General features: G+C 45.9%; 18 protein-coding genes and 1 tRNA gene. 11 read left to right on the forward strand and 8 right to left on the reverse strand.

Going from position 1 to position 21,929, the window contains the following annotated elements; all coding sequences use genetic code 11:
* Nucleotides 1–47: 47 nt before the first annotated feature.
* Entirely contained in the window at nt 48–2,537 is a 2,490-nt protein-coding gene (locus INR79_RS12825; RefSeq protein ID WP_223094547.1) for an ATP-binding protein, read from the forward strand.
* A 22-nt stretch (nt 2,538–2,559) separates the two neighbouring features.
* Here the strand turns inward: INR79_RS12825 and INR79_RS12830 are convergent, their stop codons facing one another.
* On the reverse strand, nt 2,560–3,048 hold the full coding sequence (locus INR79_RS12830) for a DUF2867 domain-containing protein (protein ID WP_223094549.1): 489 nt from the start codon (nt 3,046–3,048) through the stop codon (nt 2,560–2,562).
* 157 nt (nt 3,049–3,205) lie between these two features.
* Nucleotides 3,206–3,282 (reverse strand) — tRNA-Arg (locus INR79_RS12835).
* 200 nt (nt 3,283–3,482) lie between these two features.
* Here INR79_RS12835 and folD point away from each other — a divergent pair.
* Both folD and INR79_RS12845 read left to right on the forward strand, forming a co-directional pair.
* On the forward strand, nt 3,483–4,337 hold the full coding sequence (gene folD, locus INR79_RS12840; RefSeq protein WP_004403453.1) for a bifunctional methylenetetrahydrofolate dehydrogenase/methenyltetrahydrofolate cyclohydrolase FolD: 855 nt from the start codon (nt 3,483–3,485) through the stop codon (nt 4,335–4,337).
* A 208-nt stretch (nt 4,338–4,545) separates the two neighbouring features.
* Nucleotides 4,546–5,751, forward strand: a complete 1,206-nt coding sequence (locus INR79_RS12845) for a hypothetical protein (RefSeq protein ID WP_223094551.1) — start codon at nt 4,546–4,548, stop codon at nt 5,749–5,751.
* A 94-nt stretch (nt 5,752–5,845) separates the two neighbouring features.
* On the opposite strand, the gene INR79_RS12850 is transcribed toward INR79_RS12845, so the two are convergent.
* On the reverse strand, nt 5,846–6,817 hold the full coding sequence (locus tag INR79_RS12850; protein ID WP_223094553.1) for a lytic transglycosylase domain-containing protein: 972 nt from the start codon (nt 6,815–6,817) through the stop codon (nt 5,846–5,848).
* Nucleotides 6,818–6,843: 26 nt separating this feature from the next.
* Nucleotides 6,844–7,119 (reverse strand): YcgL domain-containing protein, encoded by a 276-nt coding sequence (locus INR79_RS12855; RefSeq protein ID WP_004403448.1) that lies wholly within the window; start codon nt 7,117–7,119, stop codon nt 6,844–6,846.
* A gap of 177 nt (nt 7,120–7,296) precedes the next feature.
* Between INR79_RS12855 and minC the strand changes: the two genes are divergently transcribed.
* From minC to minE, 3 genes are read left to right on the forward strand one after another with little or no spacing between them, the layout of a single operon-like run.
* Nucleotides 7,297–7,956, forward strand: a complete 660-nt coding sequence (gene minC / locus INR79_RS12860) for a septum site-determining protein MinC (protein ID WP_223094555.1) — start codon at nt 7,297–7,299, stop codon at nt 7,954–7,956.
* Between the two features lie 13 nt (nt 7,957–7,969).
* Nucleotides 7,970–8,782: a septum site-determining protein MinD gene (minD, locus tag INR79_RS12865; protein WP_223094557.1), complete on the forward strand. Its 813-nt coding sequence runs from the start codon at nt 7,970–7,972 to the stop codon at nt 8,780–8,782.
* 2 nt (nt 8,783–8,784) lie between these two features.
* Nucleotides 8,785–9,048, forward strand: a complete 264-nt coding sequence (gene minE / locus INR79_RS12870; RefSeq protein WP_004403443.1) for a cell division topological specificity factor MinE — start codon at nt 8,785–8,787, stop codon at nt 9,046–9,048.
* A gap of 336 nt (nt 9,049–9,384) precedes the next feature.
* On the opposite strand, the gene INR79_RS12875 is transcribed toward minE, so the two are convergent.
* Entirely contained in the window at nt 9,385–10,608 is a 1,224-nt protein-coding gene (locus INR79_RS12875) for an EAL domain-containing protein (protein ID WP_004403440.1), read from the reverse strand.
* Nucleotides 10,609–10,720: 112 nt separating this feature from the next.
* On the opposite strand from INR79_RS12875, the gene INR79_RS12880 reads away from it, so the two are divergent.
* Nucleotides 10,721–13,813, forward strand: coding sequence for a hybrid sensor histidine kinase/response regulator (locus INR79_RS12880; protein WP_223094559.1), 3,093 nt, complete (start codon nt 10,721–10,723; stop codon nt 13,811–13,813).
* Nucleotides 13,814–13,913: 100 nt separating this feature from the next.
* Here the strand turns inward: INR79_RS12880 and INR79_RS12885 are convergent, their stop codons facing one another.
* The gene (locus INR79_RS12885) at nt 13,914–15,200 is read right to left on the reverse strand and encodes a DUF2066 domain-containing protein (protein ID WP_223094560.1); all 1,287 of its coding nucleotides are present in this window, start codon (nt 15,198–15,200) and stop codon (nt 13,914–13,916) included.
* 480 nt (nt 15,201–15,680) lie between these two features.
* On the opposite strand from INR79_RS12885, the gene INR79_RS12890 reads away from it, so the two are divergent.
* Nucleotides 15,681–16,925, forward strand: coding sequence for a uracil-xanthine permease family protein (locus INR79_RS12890; RefSeq protein WP_022590013.1), 1,245 nt, complete (start codon nt 15,681–15,683; stop codon nt 16,923–16,925).
* Between the two features lie 39 nt (nt 16,926–16,964).
* On the opposite strand, the gene INR79_RS12895 is transcribed toward INR79_RS12890, so the two are convergent.
* Nucleotides 16,965–17,591, reverse strand: a complete 627-nt coding sequence (locus tag INR79_RS12895; RefSeq protein WP_045966359.1) for a response regulator — start codon at nt 17,589–17,591, stop codon at nt 16,965–16,967.
* The gene (locus tag INR79_RS12900; protein WP_223094562.1) at nt 17,566–18,597 is read right to left on the reverse strand and encodes a sensor histidine kinase; all 1,032 of its coding nucleotides are present in this window, start codon (nt 18,595–18,597) and stop codon (nt 17,566–17,568) included. The genes INR79_RS12895 and INR79_RS12900 overlap by 26 nt, the downstream gene beginning before the upstream one ends.
* A 157-nt stretch (nt 18,598–18,754) precedes the next feature.
* Between INR79_RS12900 and INR79_RS12905 the strand changes: the two genes are divergently transcribed.
* From INR79_RS12905 to INR79_RS12915, 3 genes are all read left to right on the forward strand, one after another.
* Complete coding sequence (locus INR79_RS12905; protein WP_022551260.1) at nt 18,755–19,813, forward strand: TRAP transporter substrate-binding protein; 1,059 nt, start codon at nt 18,755–18,757, stop codon at nt 19,811–19,813.
* A gap of 81 nt (nt 19,814–19,894) precedes the next feature.
* Entirely contained in the window at nt 19,895–20,431 is a 537-nt protein-coding gene (locus INR79_RS12910; protein WP_022590009.1) for a TRAP transporter small permease subunit, read from the forward strand.
* A complete protein-coding gene (locus tag INR79_RS12915) occupies nt 20,421–21,806 on the forward strand; it encodes a TRAP transporter large permease subunit (protein WP_223094564.1) in 1,386 nt (461 codons plus the stop codon). The genes INR79_RS12910 and INR79_RS12915 overlap by 11 nt, the downstream gene beginning before the upstream one ends.
* The last annotated feature ends 123 nt before the right edge of the window (nt 21,807–21,929 follow it).

The following is a 21,929-nucleotide window of genomic DNA, read 5'->3' on the forward strand; positions in this document are numbered from 1 at the left end:
TATCTCTTTCTACGTTTAGATGATGACTGTTCACATTCGGTATGCCAATGATCGTTAAAGCATTTTCAAAAACCATCAAAGGTCAGATTGCCCTATCTATCGTAACCATATTCGCCCTCTTCCTATTGTGGGTGTTTGCTAATGGATACTTTAGTGCGCAACAAAGCAATCTGAATACGATCCGCCATAATCTGGCTAAAGCGCATACCTCGCTGCTGCAATTACGGCGTCACGAAAAGGACTTCCTTGCCAGAAAGGATGAAAAATACGTCAAACGTTTTGACGACGAAATTGTGGTGCTGTCGCAAACCCTGAATACCATCTATCTGCTCAGTAATCAGGGGAAAATTAATGTCCGCGACGATCTAAAAAACACACTCAGTTCGGTCACTCAGTATCAGGATCGTTTTGATGCTCTCGCCGTTACCTTCTTACACATTTATTCCCCTTCTGACGGCATACTCGATAAGTTGTTGCTCAACCTCGCTAAACTGCGTCAGGAACTGCCTAACGACTCTCAAACTGTTGAGCGAGTGATTGCTGAAACCGAACATCTGGTTCTGGAGATGGGCGCAAATCAAACCTTCTTGCTGGAGGTAGAAAACAAACTTCTGAAAAGTTTGTATCGTAAAGATGTTTCTGAGAAGAAAAGTATCATAGATAATTTGGTCGCACTGAAATCGGGCTTAAACCCTGACAAAGACACATACGCCATGGTGCTACTGGATCAATCTTCGGAGCAAGTACATGACTTACTTTTCAGCCTTCGAGTGCTTGGTTTAAGTGAGAGTCTGGGACAACATGGAGCATTGCGCGAAACCGCCCATCAGATCGAAGCCAACTTTTTAAAACTGAGCAAGCATATCGATACCGTGCTTTTAAAGTCTGAAGATACCATCAGTACTTACCAGTTAATCTTGTTCGTTATCATGTTGGTCGCGACAGCATTTTCACTTTTGATATTGGTAATGAATGCCACGAAAATTGAGAAGAAACTGAAAGTCTCGGTGCGCGACGCCGAAAAGGCCAACCGGGCCAAGAGTTCCTTCCTCGCCAATATGTCTCATGAAATCCGTACGCCTCTGAATGGCATTATTGGCATGGCGGAAATCTTAAAAGGCACACGTTTATCAGCCATGCAGAAGGATTATCTGAAAACCATAGATTCCTCTTCTCAAACCCTGTTAATGCTGATTAACGATGTGCTGGATTTATCGAAAATCGAGTCCGGCAAGCTGCAAATCTCCCCTCATACCTCTAATGTAAGAGAAGTGATTTATGACACCGCTGCACTTATTGCACCTAAAGCGCATCAGTCTGGCATTCAGTTAAACGTAGACGTCTCAACCGCAATTCCAGAACACGTAAAAGTCGATGAACACAAGCTACGTCAGGTCATGATGAATCTGGCGTCCAACGCCATTAAATTCACCAAAGAAGGGTCGGTTTCCTTAATTCTATCAAGCCGAACTTTTGAGCCAGATTCAATCAGCTTGCTTTTCCGGGTGATCGATACCGGAATCGGCATCGATGTTGCCAAGCAACAGAAGATTTTCCAGGCATTTGAGCAAGAGCACAGTGACACCTCCAAGGAATTCGGAGGCACCGGGCTCGGTCTTGCCATTAGTGACAAAATAGTCGAACTGATGGGAGGAAAGCTGGAGCTGATTTCTGCCAAAGGAAAAGGCAGTGAGTTTAAATTTGAGATTACCTGCCCCATTGAACAGGGGCATCAGGTTCCAATTGGGAATCTTCCGTCGGTGTTGCTCGTCAATATTGCTTCTGACTCACCTATCTGCGATGAACTGGATCACTTCTCCGTCAATTATCTGCCTTACGATATGGACAACAGCGATCAGGAAGTGCCTCACAATTGCGTTGCCGTATGTGCTCAGACGACATCAGAAGAGACCAGCGCGACCTTGTCACAACTGAGGCTTTCCCACTCAGATTTGCCGCTTGTTGTGGTCCGCGACAATCATCAGGAACATTTGAACTTTGAACATTTGGTGGATGGTTACCTGACCGCTCCTTTATTTGGTTTGCGATTGCTTACGGTATTAAAAGAAAGCCAGACTCAGCACGTACCCGATGCCACCAATGAACCTGATTTCAACGAGTCACGCAGCTCTGCCACCAGCCAGATTCTATTGGTTGAAGACAATGCCGTTAACCAAAAGGTCGCTGAGATTAATTTGGAAAGAATGGGGCTTAGAGTGTTCATTGCCAACAATGGACAGGAAGCGGTAGACGCGTATCAGGCAGACCCTAAAGGCTATGCTGCTGTGCTAATGGACTGCATGATGCCTGTCAAAGATGGTTTTGAGGCAACGGCTGAAATTCGGGCTTACGAAAACAGTAATCAGCTATCCCCAATTCCAATTATTGCGCTTACTGCAAGTGTGCTGGAAGACGATATTCAAAAATGTTTTGATGTGGGTATGGACGACTACTTACCTAAGCCTTTCACCAAAGCCGTGTTCATCGCCAAGATGGAGAAATACGTCGAGGGTGTACAGGAAAGCACGGAGTCGTAGCCGACTCCGCTGAAATTCGAAACTACAAGTTTCTCAAAGACGCCGGAACAATCACTTTATGCGCCGGTGTGACAAAGAACATGTAAGCGCGTCCCAGCATGTTGTACACGTGTACTGTGGTTGTAGCATATACCTTGGTGTACTCACCTTTGTCTTCTAAAAACAGTGACACTTTCACATTCAGGTGTTTATCGTCATCTTCCATGATCACTTCACGATCCGAAATGCTATGAAGAGAGAATATTCCAACCATGTCCCCTGCCTGATATTCATTCGCGGTCTTGTTTGGCAATACATCGGTCAGTCTTCCTAAGTTCTTTAAACCAAACAGACCCACAATTCGATTTCGGGCGTCCATCAGTTGGTTGACCCAAGACGGAGTGGTACTCACTAATCTTAAATACACCTCCATGGCAGACTCTCCACGGTTCTCAATCAATGTAGTGAACGTATCGCGAAAGTAGGATTCAGAAGCAAACTGATGAATACGGGCATCTGATTGGAATGTCATAAACCTCTCCAAGACTCAATGTTTCGAATTAGCCTACTCCAACAAGCCTTAATGTGTTGTTAGAAAAGTCATGCAGAGGAAAGAGGAATAAACAAGGCAGTATAAAACGACAAAACCCCGGCAACTCATTGAGCTATCGGGGTTTTGTTTGAATAAATGGCACGCCCTGCAGGATTCGAACCTGCGACCACATGCTTAGAAGGCACGTGCTCTATCCAACTGAGCTAAGGGCGCGCTACAGGGACAGGATTATACGAGATGCTTGGTTAAGGTCAACGAATTTATCTAACATTATGATTCGAATGACCAAAAAAAAGTCGGAATGGGGAAAAAGACACCGAAACCTCCTTTGGCAATCGTTTGCTTAATGGATATTGTCATATTTTTTTGCGACAATACGCCAAAAATTCAGCCCCCAAAACTCAAGGAATAACATGTCTGCTCAAAATATTGATGGCAAACTCATTTCTCAAACTGTTCGATCAGAAGTTGCAGCGCGTGTAAAAGCACGTACTGATGCAGGGCTACGCGCGCCAGGTCTTGCTGTTGTTCTGGTTGGTGAAGATCCAGCTTCTCAAGTCTATGTAGGCAGTAAGCGCAAAGCGTGTGAAGAAGTAGGTTTCGTTTCTAAGTCTTTCGATCTACCAGCAAATACAACAGAAGAAGAATTGCTGGCTTTGGTCGACGAGCTCAACAAAGACGGTGAAATTGACGGTATTCTGGTTCAGCTACCGCTGCCAGCAGGTATCGACAGCACTAAAGTTTTAGAACGCATCACGCCTGAAAAAGACGTTGATGGTTTCCACCCTTACAACGTTGGTCGTCTGAGTCAGCGTATTCCTAAACTGCGCTCATGTACGCCAAAAGGCATCATCACCCTGCTTGAACGTTACAACATTGAGCTTCGTGGTAAACATGCTGTTGTTGTTGGTGCTTCCAACATTGTTGGGCGCCCGATGACACTTGAATTGCTGCTGGCAGGTTGCACAACAACAACTTGTCACCGCTTTACGAAAGATTTAGAAAGCCACGTACGCCAGGCTGATGTGGTTGTCGTAGCGGTTGGTAAGCCTAACTTCGTTCCAGGCGCATGGATTAAAAAAGGTGCAATTGTAGTTGATGTCGGTATTAACCGTCTTGATTCCGGAAAGCTGGTCGGTGACGTGGAATACGACGTAGCAAAAGAAAACGCAAGCTTTATCACTCCGGTACCAGGTGGTGTAGGTCCTATGACCGTTGCAAGTCTGATTGAAAATACGATGCTTGCCTGCGAGCAATACAACAGCTAATCACTCATCTGAATATTGCAATAATGCTCTACCCCTTTAGGGGTAGAGCATTATTTTTTAAGCAGAAATCCCCTCTCCTATCCACATACCTTGTTACTAATAACCTCATTTTCTCTGGTATTTTTTTCACACTTTCCAAAGCTTGCTTTTGCACAACTTTTCCTCAAAATATCGAAAGAATTAGAAAATAAAATATGCAGGATGCATTTTGAAATCTTTTGTTATTTTACCGCAGAAACCCGAATTGCGTGATGCTACATACATCAGGCGATGTACTGTAGAAAGGTACACAGACCATAAGCTTGAGAGTTCTGATGAGCTGTGGTTTGAAATCGAAAATAAAGTGACCCAACTCGATGACTCCGATTGTGACTCCTATGTTCTAGCTGTCATTATGGATGCAATGCAGGAGCAGCGGGAAGTTCACGTAAAGGGTGAGGTTTCGCGCACCTTACTTGGAAACATTGAGGAATTTCAGTCAGCCTGGAACAAGTGGCTGCCAGAGCTTTACCACATCGTTGATATTAAAGTTGATGTGGTCAATAGCGATCCGGTACTGCCACGTAACCAAGCTATCTGTGCGTTTTCTGGTGGTGTCGACGCGACCTTTTCCGTTTGGCGTCATCATAAAAAACTTGCGGGTTACCGCTCTCAAAACATCAGGCTATCTGCCTTGGTGCATGGTTTCGATATCCCCCTAAATGATAACGAAGCATTTGAAAATGCGTTCAAGCGCTCTGAGTCTACGTTGAGCGACGTCGATATTCCTCTGGTCGCCATCAAGACCAACTATCGACTCTGGTCACAAGTGAACTGGGAACATGCATTTTCTACGGCTCTTGTCGCTACACTCAGTAACATGAAGAGAGAAGCTGACATATGCATTGTTGGCAGCAGCGAACCCTACGACAGCTTAGTCATTCCTTGGGGATCGTCTCCAATTACTGACCACTTGCTAAGTTCCAGTAGTTTCACAGTTATTCATGATGGAGCCAGTCATAGCAGAACGGAAAAAGTGGATGAAATAGCAAATTGGCAGAAAGGAATCGACAACTTACGAGTATGTTGGCAAGGCGATCTTAAAGACCGAAATTGTGGTGTTTGTGAAAAGTGCCTGAGAACCAAGCTCAACTTTTTAGCAACAGGCAATGGCATTCCTAAAAGCCTTCCGGGCTCCGACATTCACAAAGCGCTGCGTGGGATCGTTCTGAAAAACGATGCTGTAAAAGAAGAATGGAAACAAGTTTTAGAGCACGCAAAGAAAAATGACATCAACCAGTCTTGGGTTTCCGAAATTCCCGCCATTCTAAAACGCACAGATAAAACCCTCGCTCAAAGAGTTTTCCCAGAAGGAAGTAAAAGAAAAGCGGTTGCGAAATCTTTCATAAGAAGGCTGAAAGGTCAGCCTCAGTAGCCATATCTAAACTAAAGAACTAGAAAGCTAAAAAATAAAAAAGGCTGAACTCTATGGTGGGGTTCAGCCTTTACTATTAATGCAGAACTGCAAATCAATAAACAATCTTATCCGCTAAGTGACTCACCGCAATACCGAAGTAGTATGAGCGATTCCACTTCATCAACACTTGATAGTTGTTGTAGATAAGGTAGGCGCGTCCATCTTCGTCGTCTGGCATGATTAGCCACGCATCAATGTCCTCTTTTGGCTGAGGCAACGGCTTACCGTTGATGCGTGTCAGCCCCAGTTTGCGCCATTCAGCCAGAGTTTTGGCTTTGTCTTTCTGACGCCCCTCTAGGTTCATATCAAATCCGGCTGGCACAGTAACCTGGCGACCCCAGGTGTACTTATCGTCCCACCCAGACTGACTTAAATAGTTCGCCGTAGAGGCAAAAACATCAGACTTGGTGTTCCAGATGTCTTTCTTGCCATCATTGTTGCCGTCGGCGGCATAAGCAATGAACGAGCTAGGCATAAACTGACACTGCCCCATCGCACCGGCCCAGGAGCCTTTCATCTTATGCGCCTGAATGTGACCTTCATCAAGAATGGTTAAGGCTGCCATGGTCTCTTTGCGAAAAAATGCTTCGCGGCGACCGTCATAAGCTAACGTGCTCAGTGCATCGATAACGCCATAACCGCCTGTCAACTTGCCAAAGTTACTTTCCACTCCCCACAGGGCAACAATGAACCTTGGCTGCACACCGTATTCATCACCGATGCGTTTCAGCTCCGTGTAGTGCTTGTTATAAAGTGCCTTGGCTTGCTTTACCTTCCAGTTTGGGACTGCACGTGGAATGTACTCATCCAGAGTCAGTCTTTTTTCTGGCTGATTCCTGTCTGCTTTCACCGCGCGCGGCTTATAGCTGACGTTATTAAATGCACTATCAATGGTTGCCTGGGAAATCCCTTTTTCCAAGGCTTCGCTTTTCAGCCCTTCGATGTAATCTTCAAAACTGGCGGTTTGGGCGAATGCCGCCTGGCTAAGCCCTAAACCCAAAAGCGCTACGAGTAATTTTTTCAAGCCTTTCTCCCTGAGCGGCCAATGTCTTATTTTTGCTTGGCCTTTTGCTCTTTGTATTTTTCTAATAGATTTTCTGGCGGTGGTGGCAGTTGAAGGAAAAAGCCTTCGCTTTCCAAAGATTCTTTCACTTTCTCGATATCCACCTGAGCCAGTTGGCGACCATCTAGCTTAATCACCATCACAAAGATGGGTTTACCAAACATATCCTTCAGCGGCTGAGGCACTTCAGAAAAGTCGTCCTTTTTTGGAACGTACAGGTATGCCCCTTCTTTTTTAGGACTTTTGTAGATAGAACACAACATATCGGACCTATTTTTGCGTATTTTTCTTCGCTAAAAAGTGAAGTTTTCGTAAAGTTTGAGAGATTTTGAACGTAAAGCGTCTATTTGACAATAAGTTGCTTGATGAGGAATGTGTAGAAATATAACATGCTAGCATTTTAGGGTCCGACCACAACCCAAATTGTTTGAAATTTAACCATGACAACAAACACAGATCTCAAAGGCAGCAGTTTTACCTTATCTGTTCTTCACCTTTCTGGTACAGATGTAAGTGAAAGTGTGCGCTTCCTGCACGACAAAGTCGAACAAGCCCCTGCTTTTTTTCAACATGCACCAGTAGTGCTTAACGTTGAACAAATGTCTGGTGATATTGATTTCCAACAGTTGAAATCGGGCGTTATGTCGACGGGAATGATCCCGGTTGGTGTAACGGGCTGCAAAGACAAACGTTCGCAATCTTTGGCAAAGGAAGCAGGCTTCGCCGTAATGTCTTCAAGCAAGACAACCACAGCCCCCGCTCAGATGGCACCCACAAAAGTCATTCGAACCCCTATTCGTTCAGGACAACAGGTTTACGCCAAAGACGGCGACTTGGTGATTCTGAACCATGTAAGTGCAGGGGCAGAAGTGATTGCAGACGGCAGTATTCACATTCATGGCACATTGCGTGGGCGTGCGATTGCTGGCGCAAGTGGACAAAAAGAAGCGAAGATCATTTGTCACGATTTACAGGCTGAGCTGATTTCCATCGCTGGAAACTATTGGCTTAGCGACCAAATTGACAGTGCGTATTGGCAGAAAAAGATCATGTTAACCATGCATGAAGACCAACTGACAATCGATACCCTCAAGATTTAAAAAGGATAGTTTGATGGCACGCATCATTGTTGTTACATCAGGTAAAGGTGGCGTAGGTAAAACCACCTCAAGTGCAGCGATTGCTTCCGGGCTCGCTCTAAAAGGCAAGAAAACCGCGGTAATCGATTTTGATATTGGTTTGCGTAACCTCGATTTGATCATGGGTTGTGAGCGCCGCGTCGTCTACGATTTTGTTAACGTGATTAATGGCGAAGCCACGCTGAACCAAGCGCTGATAAAAGACAAACGTACAGAAAACCTATTCATTCTTCCGGCTTCGCAAACCCGTGATAAAGATGCACTGACTCGTGATGGCGTACAGCGTGTATTGAATGAGATGGATGAGATGGGTTTCGACTTCATCATCTGTGACTCGCCAGCAGGCATCGAGCAAGGTGCACTGATGGCACTATACTTTGCAGATGAAGCCATTGTGACGACTAACCCTGAAGTTTCATCGGTTCGTGACTCCGACAGAATCCTGGGCATTCTGGATTCAAAGAGCCGCCGTGCAGAAGAAGGCTTGGAGCCAGTAAAACAGCACCTTCTACTGACTCGCTACAACCCGGCACGTGTTACACAGGGTGAAATGCTGAGTGTGGAAGATGTAGAAGAAATTCTGCACATTTCATTGTTAGGTGTGATTCCAGAAAGCGAGGCAGTACTAAACGCATCGAATAAAGGTGTGCCAGTGATTTTTGATGAAGAGTCGGACGCAGGGCTTGCTTACGATGATGCTGTAGAACGCTTACTGGGTAACGAAAAAGAGTTTCGTTTCCTGACTGAGCAGAAAAAAGGCATCTTTAAACGACTATTCGGGGGCTAATTATGTCTTTACTGGAGTTTTTCCGACCACAAAAGAAAACATCCGCTAACGTCGCGAAAGAACGCTTGCAAATCATTGTGGCGGAACGTCGTAAAGAAGGTTCCGCTGCGCCGACCTATCTTCCTCAATTGAAAGAAGATATTTTGAAGGTCATCAGTAAATACGTCGATATCGATCCAGAAATGGTCAATGTTTCTCTGGAGCAAAATGACGACGACCTGTCGGTACTGGAGCTTAACGTTAAGCTGCCAGACGAAGATAAGTAGTCTACTAGGGTCTGTTGACCTTTCGAGCTGATTTTTGCAGCCATTTGTGGGTTCTTTATACAAGGCAGCGCTTATTCGGTGTAGTCGCTCTACATCAATAAGCGGTAACACAGTAGAAAGGAGCCACAAATGCTGCCCGAAGGGTTCGTTTCTATGTGCTTTACTCTTTGTTGCAAGGTATTTGCTTAGAATGACTAAGCTTAAGACCTTGCGCCGCGATTAAACCACATAGAACTCGAACAAAATTTAACCGCGAAAGGTCAACAGACCCTAATGTTTTACAAAAAACAGCGGCATTTGCCGCTGTTTTCTTATCAAATTCAACTCATTCAAACGCTAGCTTGGCTTAACAAATAGATGTTCAAAGCTTTCGTTGTCTTCTAACCAGGTTTCGAATTCTTCACCTTTCAGAGGTGGTGAAACATAGTAGCCCTGAACCAGATCACAGCCATTGCTCATTACGAACTCCAGCTCCTGGAAGGTCTCTACTCCTTCTGCTACGGTTGAAATTTCTAATTTCTTCGCCAGTGAGAGACTGGTTTCAATAATGGCTTTACTTACCTTGCTGCTTTCAGCGCCATGAACAAAGGAGCGATCTAATTTTAGCTCTGTGAATGGTACGCGTTGCAGTTGTTCCATAGTGGAAAAGCCCGTCCCGAAATCGTCTATCGAAAGACCAAACCCCTTGAGACGAAAACGCGTCAGAATATCCAGACTGGTCGTGGCGTCTTTGCTTAACAAAGATTCCGTAATCTCGATGACGACATGATGTGCCGGAACATTGTGTTCAGTGACCAGTTCTTTTACCTGTCTAGGGATCTCTAGATTGGATAAACAGTAGTGAGAGAAATTCACAGACAGCATCAAATCCCAGCCCCTCTTCTTCCATCGGGCAAGATCTGAAATTCCCTGTTTGAAAATCATTTCAGTCAGATGATTAATCAACCCAAGCTTTTCTGCGATGGGGATAAACACGTTTGGCGGGATAGTGCCTCTTTCTGGGTGGTGCCAGCGAGCCAATGCTTCTACACCCACAACCTTTCGCGTTTGAATGCAAAGCTGAGGCTGGTAATAAGGCACGATGTGACCTTTTACAATGGCTTGTCTTAGTTCTGCTCCAATCGCGGTCAGGTTGACTCGATACCCTTCTCCGTTGCCAATCAAGCCAGATGAACTGAACATTTTTCTCAGCTCTTCGGTATTGATCGGTTTAGAAAGCGCACCTAAGACCGGAATTCCGCGTTCCTGAGCAATCTTGACCGCCGTTTGCAAAATACGGTCGTCTTCACCACTAATAAGAATCAAAGAAGCACTATGGTTCAGTGCTTCCATATGACGAATCAGCTCTACCCCATCTAACGAAGGCATATTGAGATCAGAAATCACCACGTTCACTGGGTTTAACTGGCACGCAATCGCCTCTGCACCTTCAACAGAATTGGTGGTCAGCGTAACTTGTACAATGCCCATCGCAGCGAGGGCTCTTTCGAGCATATTCAAAATGAATGGATCGTCGTCGATCACCAGAACGTGAAGATGCTCAAAGGGTTGCTCAGTCATTACTACTTACCCGCCTCCGGAAATGTCCTTTAACTCTATATTGATATTTAACTTACTTTATCATACAAATTATGTTACAAAAACTTACATTTTGTAATTTTGGTGAACGATTATGAGTTACTTCCTCGCCAAGTGGCAGATGATATCTGGTAAGATCACTATTGCTATGTTGGCAATTGCCGCTATTGTTGTCACTAAAGCGATAGTAAGTTTTCAGCTTTATTCTCAAGTTCAGGAAAATAATGCAACAATTAGCAGCGAAAACATTCCTGGAGAGCTTGCAGCGGTAAAAATGCAAGATGCACTAGGCGATATGAATGCCGATATGCTGCACTATATTCTTGGTGATGCATCACGAGAAGAAACCTTCGAAGAACACCGTACTCAGTTCTTCCATCACCTTGATAGAATTGAAAAATCCAACGCCATTGATATCAATACCTCCCAGGAATTAGGCAGCCTTTTCTTCCAGTTTGAAAACCGCGTTAAGCTGGATATTTTCGCTTTTTACAATCCTAATGATGAAACCTGGGCAAAATCGCAGGCTCATTCTCTGGTTAATACCACAGGTCAATCACTCCTTTCCCTTGCCGAGAAAGTACAAACTCTTGAGTCTACAGCTCACACTGCAAACCTGTCTTTGCAAAGTGATGAGCTGTTTGAGTTGATCAACGACCTGAATCAGATGCTCACCGTATACGTGATTGGCTCGCAGGGAGTGAAAGAAGATTTCTCTGCCACCGTCCAGCGGGCAGAGTTTTTGCTGACGTGGCTAAAGTATCTACTTAATGAACCTTCGTCCCACGAACTGATCGAACAGCTTCGTGCCGAGCTGCGTGTGATGAGAAATGGTGGCTTTGAAATATTCAGCCGCTATGACAACAACGACAAACAAGGCGTTTTGCAGGCAGTCGAAGAAATCAGTGGTCGGGAATACAAACAGCTGGCTGACACCATAAGCCTGCTTTCGACTCGACTGGACAGCCAGATGACCGAACGACTGGCCATTCTGGATAACCTGACCAACAACTACAACTACTTCCTGTTCGGGTCTATTTTCGCCGTTCTGGTCTTCTGTTCGGTGGTCATTCTGTACATCTATCGTTCACTCAGCCTGCCGCTTTTGAAAATTAACATGCAAATGAAAAGCCTGATCAAAGGCGATACCAGCATTAAAGTGCCCTATCGTTACCGCAGCGATGAAATTGGTGAAATGGCTCGAATGCTGGAGGCATTCAGACAGAATCAGATAGAACGCAACCAGTATCAGCAAGAAGTGATCATCGCCCGAGACAATGCGGAATCGGCAACCAAAGCTAAAGCCAATTTCCTTGCGACAATGAGCCATGAGATCCGCACCCCGATGAACGGGATCATTGGCATGATTGATTTGCTGAATACCACTCGCGTCAATCGCGAGCAGCAACGCATGTTAAAAACCGTGCGAGAGTCCTCTTTCTCCCTGCTCAATATCATTAATGACATTCTGGACTTCTCTAAGATTGAAGCAGGGAAACTGGACGTAGAACAAACGGCTCTCCCACTTCGTGAAACACTAGAGAACGTCGTATCCACTCTGTCGCCCAGTGCGGAAAATGCAGGGATTATCTTCCAGCTTTACATTGCCCCAGAACTGCCAGAAGAGGTACAGGGCGACCCTGTTCGATTACGTCAAATTCTGTTTAACATCATCGGAAATGCCATTAAGTTCTCGTCCAAACTTTCCCGAAGAGGTGAGGTTTACATCGAGGTGCATCCTTATTTCATAAGCAAGGATGAAATCACGGTACAGTTCGATATCCGTGACAACGGAATCGGTATTCATCAGGATCATATTGATAACCTCTTCACGCCATTTACTCAGGCGGAATCGGATACCACCCGACGGTTCGGAGGCACTGGCTTGGGCTTATCCATTTCCAAACACCTGACTGAACTAATGGGCGGTGAGATCTCTGTGCGCAGTGAGGTGGGCGAAGGAACAACCTTTAGCCTTCATCTGACGTTCCCATACTCATCTCAGCCAGGAAACAGTGTCAAACCTGTGCAAATCGCGGATACTCAGGTCTTTATCGACCTTTCTTCAGACTGGTTAAACAGCCATATCCCGAGTTATCTAAAATCGCTGGCGATCCCCTGGAAGAAACTCGATCGCTACCACTTCCCTAGCTTAGAACTGGATTCTCCCGTCTGCATTATCATTACCGATAACATGACCGAGCTGATGGCAATTGAGCCATCAAACCTAAGAGATTCAATTAAGTATCTGGATTTACTTCCACAGGCTAACATCTCGTCACAAATCACCGACCGGACTTTCTCAATATCCGCTCAGCCGTTGAAACTTTCTAATTTGAGGTACGGTATCCGCGTAGTGCTGGGCATGGAAAGTCCATTTGATATCGCGCCTGATAAACAACAGATACAGGAAGTGGAAGCCGAGCATTCTGGCGAAAGTAAAGGCTACATTCTGGTTGCCGAAGATAACCCTGTGAATCAGGAAGTGATTAAGAAGCAGCTTAAGGCGCTAGGGTACGATTGCGCACTGGCTGACGACGGATTGCAGGCACAAGCCATCTACGAACAGCATGAGTTCGATTTGGTGCTTACTGACTGCCATATGCCTGAGTGTGATGGCTACGAGCTCACTACCGCGTTAAGGCAGAAGCAGATAGAAAAAGGTCGCCGTATTCCAATCATTGCAGTGACAGCCAACGCCATGATCGGTGAGGCGAAGAAATGCTTAACCGCAGGCATGGATGATTACCTGCCAAAACCTATTGAGCTGGAAAAGCTGAAGAAGATGCTCAGTGACTGGATCAAGGAAGAGCCTGAAGCCAATCAGAATGACGCCGCTATGATTAACCCTAGCCTTAATTTGGAGGTGGTCGATACGGTCTTTGGGGGCGACTTAAACTCATACAAACAGAGTATTCGCGATTTTGTCCAGCTTAGCTTGCCTCAGTATCAGGCAATGGCAGAAATAGAAAGTGAAGAGTTTGAAATGAGTGTGGTGGCAAACATTGCCCATAAACTGAAATCATCAGCATCGACCATAGGGTTAGATTCCCTTTATCACCTCACCCAGACCATTGAGCAACATGCTAAAACAGGCGACAAAAACTCATTGCTTGAATCCATGAGTGAACTGAAAGCACTGTTGCCTAAAATTGAAGCCGTGCTGGACGAAGCTGGCGACGATTAGAATTAAGCCACAAGTTCCGAAATAAAAGGAGCAGCCAACCGGCTGCTCCTTTTTTAACTAAAACTTGATTGCGGTCTGTTGACTCTACTTGAGTGCTGTCTTATCCCAACCACTCGTAAACAAGGTCCGCTTTTTCCTGCGGCTCCAGTTCAACCTCAACGGTTTCTTCAACTGGCTCAATAACAGACACTGAAGTTTCAGATCCTGCGACAGGTTCATCCTGTTCTGGCAACACATCTGTTGCACTCGAATCAATGTTTTCTTCAGGAATCGTCTCTTCGGCAACTGTTTCTAGCGGTGCTTCTGGTTCTGCGGTCTGAGGATCGTCAGAGATTACCGGAGTGCTCTCCACCAGAACAGGTTCCGATTCAACTGGAACCTCCAGAGAAAACTCTCTGACCTGTTTAAAGTTATTCAACTCACGCTGAAAATCCACCACCGGTGCAAGCAGATGAACCTTAAAGGTCACTTCACTGCCCTGAATTTTCAGTACTTCAGTAGAAGCCACGGAGTTTAATGATTTGAACAAAGATTCAAGCTGGAAGAAGTCGCGTGAGCTTTTTACTTCCAAAAACTGAACCGTGACGTTTTCTGTAGAAACATCAGATACCTGTACGGCACTCTTTCCTGCAAAGTAATCACTGACCTGATCGACAACCTGCTGCAAAGATGCAGAAAACTCGCCGCGCTCCTGCCCAGACATTGGAGACTGCTGAGAGCCAATCATTTGCGAAGGAGTCTGGTCAAACAAAGTCCAGCGAACCGTTGCACGCCCAGAACTTAGGTGTTGAATACGCAGCACCAGTATCGCATCTGCTGGATAACGCTGGCTGGCTTTGCTGATAGGGTCGACAAATGCGCCCCATATTTCTGGAGCGGAGATTCCCGTAACATCATCAAAGTCGCCGACTGGAACCGTAACTGGCAAGCCTCGCGAATCAGAAAACTGGTTGAGCAATTGGGTTACATTAGAGCCACTTTGCTCCCAGATGATCTGACGCTCATAACGATCTTCTTCCACAATCCAGACCAGAACGGAAGAACGGGATTCAGACCAATAAGGTAACCCAGCCTGAGTCAGTAACCCCTGAATTTGCTTAGGGTTAAATGCGACTTTAAGGGTCTCCTGACCATCCAGATTCCCAAAGCTGATTTGAGATAGATATGGGCTGGTCGACTTCATTGCCTTTTCAATAACCGGATTACTGGCTACATCTTTCTGACCTGATGCCTTTATAAGTACTTGCTCTAAACCTTGGGCTTTTGCCAGATCTTCGGCTTTTTCTTCCGCAGACAACACAACTTCTGATTGAAAAATGTCTACTTTGGTCAGCGAAAAACCAGGAAAAGCGAGCAAACTCAACAACAAACAAGCTATCCGATACATAAATACTCTGTCACAACGTGAATGAACTCCAAATGATAAGCAACTCTCGATTTAGGGGCAAGGAAACATCGCGAATACAGTGATATACCCCAGCACCCACCTTAAATTCTCTGTATATGAATAGGGTCTGTTGACCTTTCGAGATGATTTTTGCAGCCATTTGTGGGTTCTTTATACAAGGCAGCGCTTATTCGGTGTAGTCGCTCTACATCAATAAGCGGTAACGCAGTAGAAAGGAGCCACAAATGCTGCCCAAAGGGTTCGGTTCTATGTGCTTTACTCTTTGTTGCAAGGTATTTACTTAGAATGACTAAGCGAAAGACCTTGCGCCGCGATTAAAACACATAGAACTCGAACAAAATTTAACCACGAAAGGTCAACAGACCCTAATCAGTCTATGTGACATTCTTTGATCTATTTATCGATGCAATCGATTTCGAGATGATAAAATCCCGCAAATTTTAACTTCGGAAGAGAATCATGACTCAGATCCTTCAAGGCACTCAAATGTTGTTTGTGGCATTCGGTGCACTGGTACTTGTTCCACTGCTTACGGGGTTAGACCCGAGTGTGGCACTATTTGGCGCGGGCGTCGGCACCCTTTTATTCCAGTTTATTACCCGTCGCAGCGTGCCTATTTTCCTTGCTTCGTCTTTCGCGTTTATCGCTCCTATCATGTATGGCGTGCAAACCTGGGGCGTCGCTTCCACCATGGGTGGTTTGATGTGCGCTGGTCTGGTTTACGTCTGCTTAGGTGCGCTGATTAAAGTGCGTGGTGTAGCAATCATTCACAAATTATTGCCACCTGTGGTTGTTGGTCCTGTCATCATGGTGATCGGTCTGGGGCTTGCTCCGGTTGCGGTTAATATGGCACTGGGGAAAACAGGGGATGGCGCAGTACAGCTTGTGGATGGTAATGCGGCACTGATTATTGCCTCTGCTTCACTGGCAACGACTATTGCCATTAGCGTGTTCGCCAAAGGTTTTCTCAAACTGCTTCCAATCTTTGGCGGTATTGCTGTCGGGTACGCGCTGAGCCTTGCTTACGGCATCGTCGATTTCACTCCGGTTGCTCAGGCGTCATGGTTATCAATGCCAAACTTCACAACGCCTGAATTCAATATCAATGCCATTCTGTTTATGATTCCTGTCGCCATTGCTCCGGCCGTTGAGCACGTTGGAGACATGCTGGCGATTTCAAACGTCACGGGTAAAGATTATCTGAAAAAGCCCGGATTACATCGGACCATTGCTGGTGACGGCGTGGCCACAATGGCAGCCTCTATGGTTGGCGCGCCACCGAATACCACCTACAGTGAAGTCACAGGTGCAGTGATGCTGACCAAAGCATACAACCCTGTCATCATGACCTGGGCGGCGATCACAGCCATCGTATTGGCACTGGTGGGAAAATTGGGCGCATTGCTTCAGACCATTCCTGTACCGGTTATGGGTGGCATTATGATCTTGCTGTTTGGCTCTATTGCCACAGTGGGCTTGAATACCCTGATTAAAAATCACGTAGACCTGCACAAATCTCGCAACTTGGTGATTGTGGCGGTGACTCTGGTGTTTGGTATTGGAGGTATGGCGTTTGGCGTGGGCGAATTCAGTCTTCAAGGCGTTAGCCTGTGCGGTATTGTCGCTATCTTGCTGAATCTGATTCTGCCAAAAGACATGGGGCAGACTCCGGCGATTGATAGCGAACAAACCAGTCAAAGCTAAAGAAACGATGTAGTTGAAGAAGCAGCAAGCGCTGCTTCTTCAGGTTAACCACCCCTTGTCCATACAGTATTTGACTAACCCAGCCGTCGTTTTAATTTCCAATTTCTTCTTAATCCGTAAACGGTGAGTTTCTACGGTGCGAACACTAATATCGAGCTGATTCGCGATGGATTTGTTACACCGCCCCTCCCCGATCTTAATTAACACGTCCTTCTCTCTCGGCGTAAGACTGACCCCGCCTGTTTTTTTCTGACTAAACGCCTGAAAGATATGACCAGAAATGCTCTGACTAAAGAAGGTGCCTCCACTGGCAATCACCTCAAGCGCCTTAACCAGCTCGCTCGATGAAATGTCCTTTGATATGTAACCACAAGCGCCAGAGCGAATTGCCGACGTGACGTATTCTTCATCTTTGTGCATGCTGAGGATCACCACTTTTGAGCGCGAGTTTTGTTCTTTTAAAGCCTCCAGCACCTCAATCCCAGACATCTTGTCCATTGATATGTCTGTAAGGAGAATATCGGGTCTCATCTTTTGTGTAAGGTGAACCGCTTCCAACCCGTTTTCTGCCTGTCCAATAATTGAAAACTGGCTTTCTTTACCGAGGCATTCGGCGAGTGTGTCCTGAAATAACGTATGATCATCTGCCAGTAAAATCGAGGTCATGCTCTTCCCTTAGTTCGCTATTGCTCAGTGGGAGCATAATTCTGATTTCGGTGCCTTCTTCTGAATCGCTGTTCAATTCAAAATGCCCATCTAACAACGCGATTCTCTCGCGGATATTCTTGAGGCCAATTCCATATTCCGACGCGGATCCTTGGGTATGAGTGGGTTCAAACCCTGCTCCATCATCAGCAATCGTAAAGAGTAGGTGCGATTTTTCTTCCTGAAGAACAATGTCTATTGCCTGAGCCTGTGAATACTTTTCTGCATTGCACAGCGCTTCTTGAGTGACCCGATAAAGCGAATGTTCCATGTCGCGAGTAAACAGGGATTCATCGACTTGATATTCAAATACCACCTTGATGCCCGTGCGGCTCTGGAACTCCTTGCGCAGGTTATTGATCGCCACAAGTAAACCGAAATCGTCGAGTAAAGAAGGGCGAAGTGCTTTCGATATTCTTCTGACCTCATCCATTGCAAGCTCTAGATTTTCCCGACCCAATTTCACCTGTTCAGCAATCAAGGCTTTTTCGCTGGCATTTTCAATATTGTCGAAGCGAAGTTTTGTCGACACCAGAATCTGATTGATGCCATCGTGCAGCTCTCTGGACACTCGGGCGCGCTCTTCCTCCTGCATATTGATCAGCCGCTTATTTAACTCCTGAAGCTGCCTGTTTGCCCGTTCACTACGATTGATGTGTATGGCGCTTATCCACCCTGCAACCAGTACACAGATGATGAAAATAAAAATGGTCAATTCCACCAGAAATGAACTGATGCCGTCTGGTTTTACAATAATCTGAGGCTCACTAGTCGGACTCTCAAATACCACACCGTGGTAGTCCAATTCCGCTCCTGTCAGTTCAGATACCCGCTGAGAATACTCCTGAGTAAACAACGGGTCTTTCTCCGCATATACGTGAATCAATATATAAAGGATGATCAGGAGAACTGGAATCTGAGAAAGTACAATCGTCCTTCTCTTAAATCGAACTTCATCACTCGTCATACGCCGCTTCCCTACGTAGTACTGCTTACTTTCCATCCATGAAAGTACGCCATCTAAGTACGCTGTCTTACGAATTTTAAAATATTTACATATTTGTAACATGAAAACTCAGACAGAGCTTACAACATGGCACATTGTTATATTCAAGGAGTGAATAATGAAAAAGTACATCGGAAAATCAACGGTAGCGATCGCAGTGGCTACAGCACTTTTGGCGCTTCCTGCCCATGCAGATAAGGTATTACTTAAAACACCAGTGGCTATTGGTACACACCTTCCTGCTTTGGGTACACCGATGAAATGGGTTTCCAAACAGTTGCCTATCGCTTCTGGTGGTTCAGTAAAAATGAAGGTCTATGAGCCCGGAAAGCTGGTGGCAGCAAATGAGATTCTCGATGCCGTATCAACAGGAAAAGTGAATGCCGGATACACCACTGCGGGCTACTGGAAAGGGAAGATCCCAGCGGCTCCGCTATTTTCTGCAGTACCATTCGGACCAGAAGCCCCTGAATACATGGCCTGGCTTTATTTTGGCAACGGAAACAAGCTGTATCAGGAAATGTATGATCAGGCAGGTTACAACGTAAAAGTCCTGCCGTGTGCGATTAACTCTCCTGAAACCTCCGGCTGGTTCGCCAAGCCAATCAATAAACCGGAAGACCTGAAAGGTCTCAACATGCGTTTCTTTGGTTTCGGTGCTCAAATCATGGAAAAACTTGGGGTAAGTACGGTTCAGCTTCCGGGTGGAGAGATATTTGGTGCGCTCGAAAAAGGGGCAATCGATGCCACAGAGTTCTCTCAGCCAGCCGTTGACCAGCGTTTAGGCTTCCACAAGATTGTGAAATACAACTACTTCCCTGGCTGGCACCAGCAGTCGACCGTTTGGGAACTGCTTATCAACAAAGATACCTGGAACAAAATGGACGCCAATCAACAAGGCGCGGTTGAGACGGTTTGTATGGCTTCCATGACTTATTCGATGGCAGAAGGTGAATCCCTTCAATACGACGCAATGCTTAAAGCGAAAGAAAGTGGTGTCAAGCAGCTCTACTGGAGTCAGGACATGTTGGATCTGTTTGAAAATACCTGGCTAGACGTAGTTGAAGAGCAGAAGAAAGACCCGTTCTTCAACAAGGTCTGGGCAGATCTAACGCAATTCCGCGCCAACTACAAAGTGTGGTCTGACAAAGCATTTTTACCAAGAACTGGTGAGTAATCCCCTTTTTTGAAGTACACCCAAATCGCATTAAGGGCGATTTGGGTGAGTTGTATTGGTTTTTGATAAAAGGCAATTGCAGTGAACCACACTAGAACGTCTCTGCCTGCTCGCACTTCGAACAGGATAGACAAGTTTGTAAAACATTTGAGTTATGGCATCGCCTGGGTCTATGTCCTTCTGGTCGTCGTCATTCTGGTTCAGGTTGTGATGAGAAAAGGATTCTCCCACGGTCTGATCGCATTGGAAGAACTACAGTGGCATCTGTATGCTTTGGGCGTCTTATTTGGTCTGGCTTACGCTGAAACCACCAATTCACACGTTCGCGTAGACATCTTATATCAGCACTTTAGCCCAAGAGCGAAAGCCTGGATTGAGATCCTTGGCATTTCGTTGTTTCTTTTCCCTTTTGTATTCGTAGTGTTTATTCATTCTCTGGATTTTGTATACGAATCATGGCGGGTAAGCGAACGCTCTAACGCACCATCTGGTCTGCCCTTCCGCTGGCTGATTAAATCAGCCATCCCGCTTGCTGTTGCTCTTCTGGCATTAGCTGGTCTCTCTAAAATTCTGCGCTCCTTTGCACAGCTTCAATCTGGAGGGGCTCATGGAAATTAATGAAATACTTATCCTCGCGATGTTCGGGATTTTTATTTTACTGCTCTTTCTGGGGATTCCCGTCGCATGGGTACTGGGCGGAATTGGGATCATCTTTGCTGGGATTGCTTACTATTCTGACATCTATCTGGACACAGTCACCGGGCTCGATTTTCAAACTCTGGGGCTACTGGTTAATCGTCTCTATAAGATCATGGATAACTGGATTCTGGTCGCGCTCCCAATGTTCATATTCATGGGTAACATGCTCGACAAGTCTGGCGTTGCGGACCGTTTAATGCTTTCCATGCAGGCGATGTTTGGCAAGGTTCATGGTGGTCTTGCGATTACCGTTGTATCCATCGGCATCATCTTGGCTGCTTCTACAGGCATTATTGGCGCTTCGGTTGTTCTGCTTGCCATGATGGCGCTGCCGTCTATGTTGAAGCAAGGCTACAACAAACCACTGGCGCTAGGAACCATTGCCTCTGCTGGGTGTTTAGGCATTCTGATACCACCCTCGATCATGTTGGTGATCATGGCAGATCAGCTGGGGTTGTCAGTGGGCGACCTATTTATGGCAGCGGTCTTCCCGGGCCTGGCACTTGGTTCCATGTACATCCTATACCTTCTGGCTTACGGCATGTTCAGACCCAAGTCATTGCCACTGCCTGATACCGCAGAAAGAGTCTCCTTTGCGATTGTTTGGCAGGTCATCAAAGCGGTGATCCCTACTCTGCTTCTGATTGTTGCAGTACTGGGCTCTATTTTCGCGGGTATTGCAACCCCTACTGAAGCCTCCGGTGTTGGAGCAGCGGGGGCAACCCTGCTGGCAATTTACTATCGCAAATTCTCTCTTGCCATTCTTAAGGAAGTCACACTAGAGAGTTACAAAACAACGGCTTACATCTTCGCCATTTTCATTGGTGCGACTTGTTTTTCTTTGGTGTTAAGGGAATTGGGAGGGGATGAGTTCATAGAGAGCCTTTTTCAGCAACTGCCTTTTGGCCCCTACGGTATAGTGGCATTCATACTATTGATGGTGTTTCTACTGGGCTTCTTTCTTGATTGGATCGAAATTACGTTAATCATTCTGCCTCTTCTTGCCCCGGTAGTGGCAGGGTTGGATCTCAACATCGGTGAGTTCGCAGGCATTGATGATTCGACTACGGTTTGGTTCGTGATGTTAGTAGCGATGACTCTCCAGACCAGCTTCTTAACGCCGCCAGTGGGATTTGCTCTGTTTTATTTAAAAGGAGTATGTCCACCGGAAATCAAGCTTTCTGAAATATATAAAGGCGTGGTGCCATTTATCATTCTTCAGCTGATTGCGCTTCTACTGATTCTGTTCTGGCCGAGTGTGGCTCTTTGGTTGCCTTCGGTCGCATACAACTAGGAAGAGAACAGCTTCCAGAGCTTTAACTCCGCTTGCACCCGAGTTGGTGCTCTTTGTAGGCCCCCAATTGACTCGTTCAATTGGGGGTATTTTTATGCAGTTTTGGTAGGGTCTGCTGACTCT

It is taken from the genome of Vibrio sp. SCSIO 43132 (assembly GCF_019904195.1).
GTDB classification, from domain to species: domain Bacteria; phylum Pseudomonadota; class Gammaproteobacteria; order Enterobacterales; family Vibrionaceae; genus Vibrio; species Vibrio nigripulchritudo.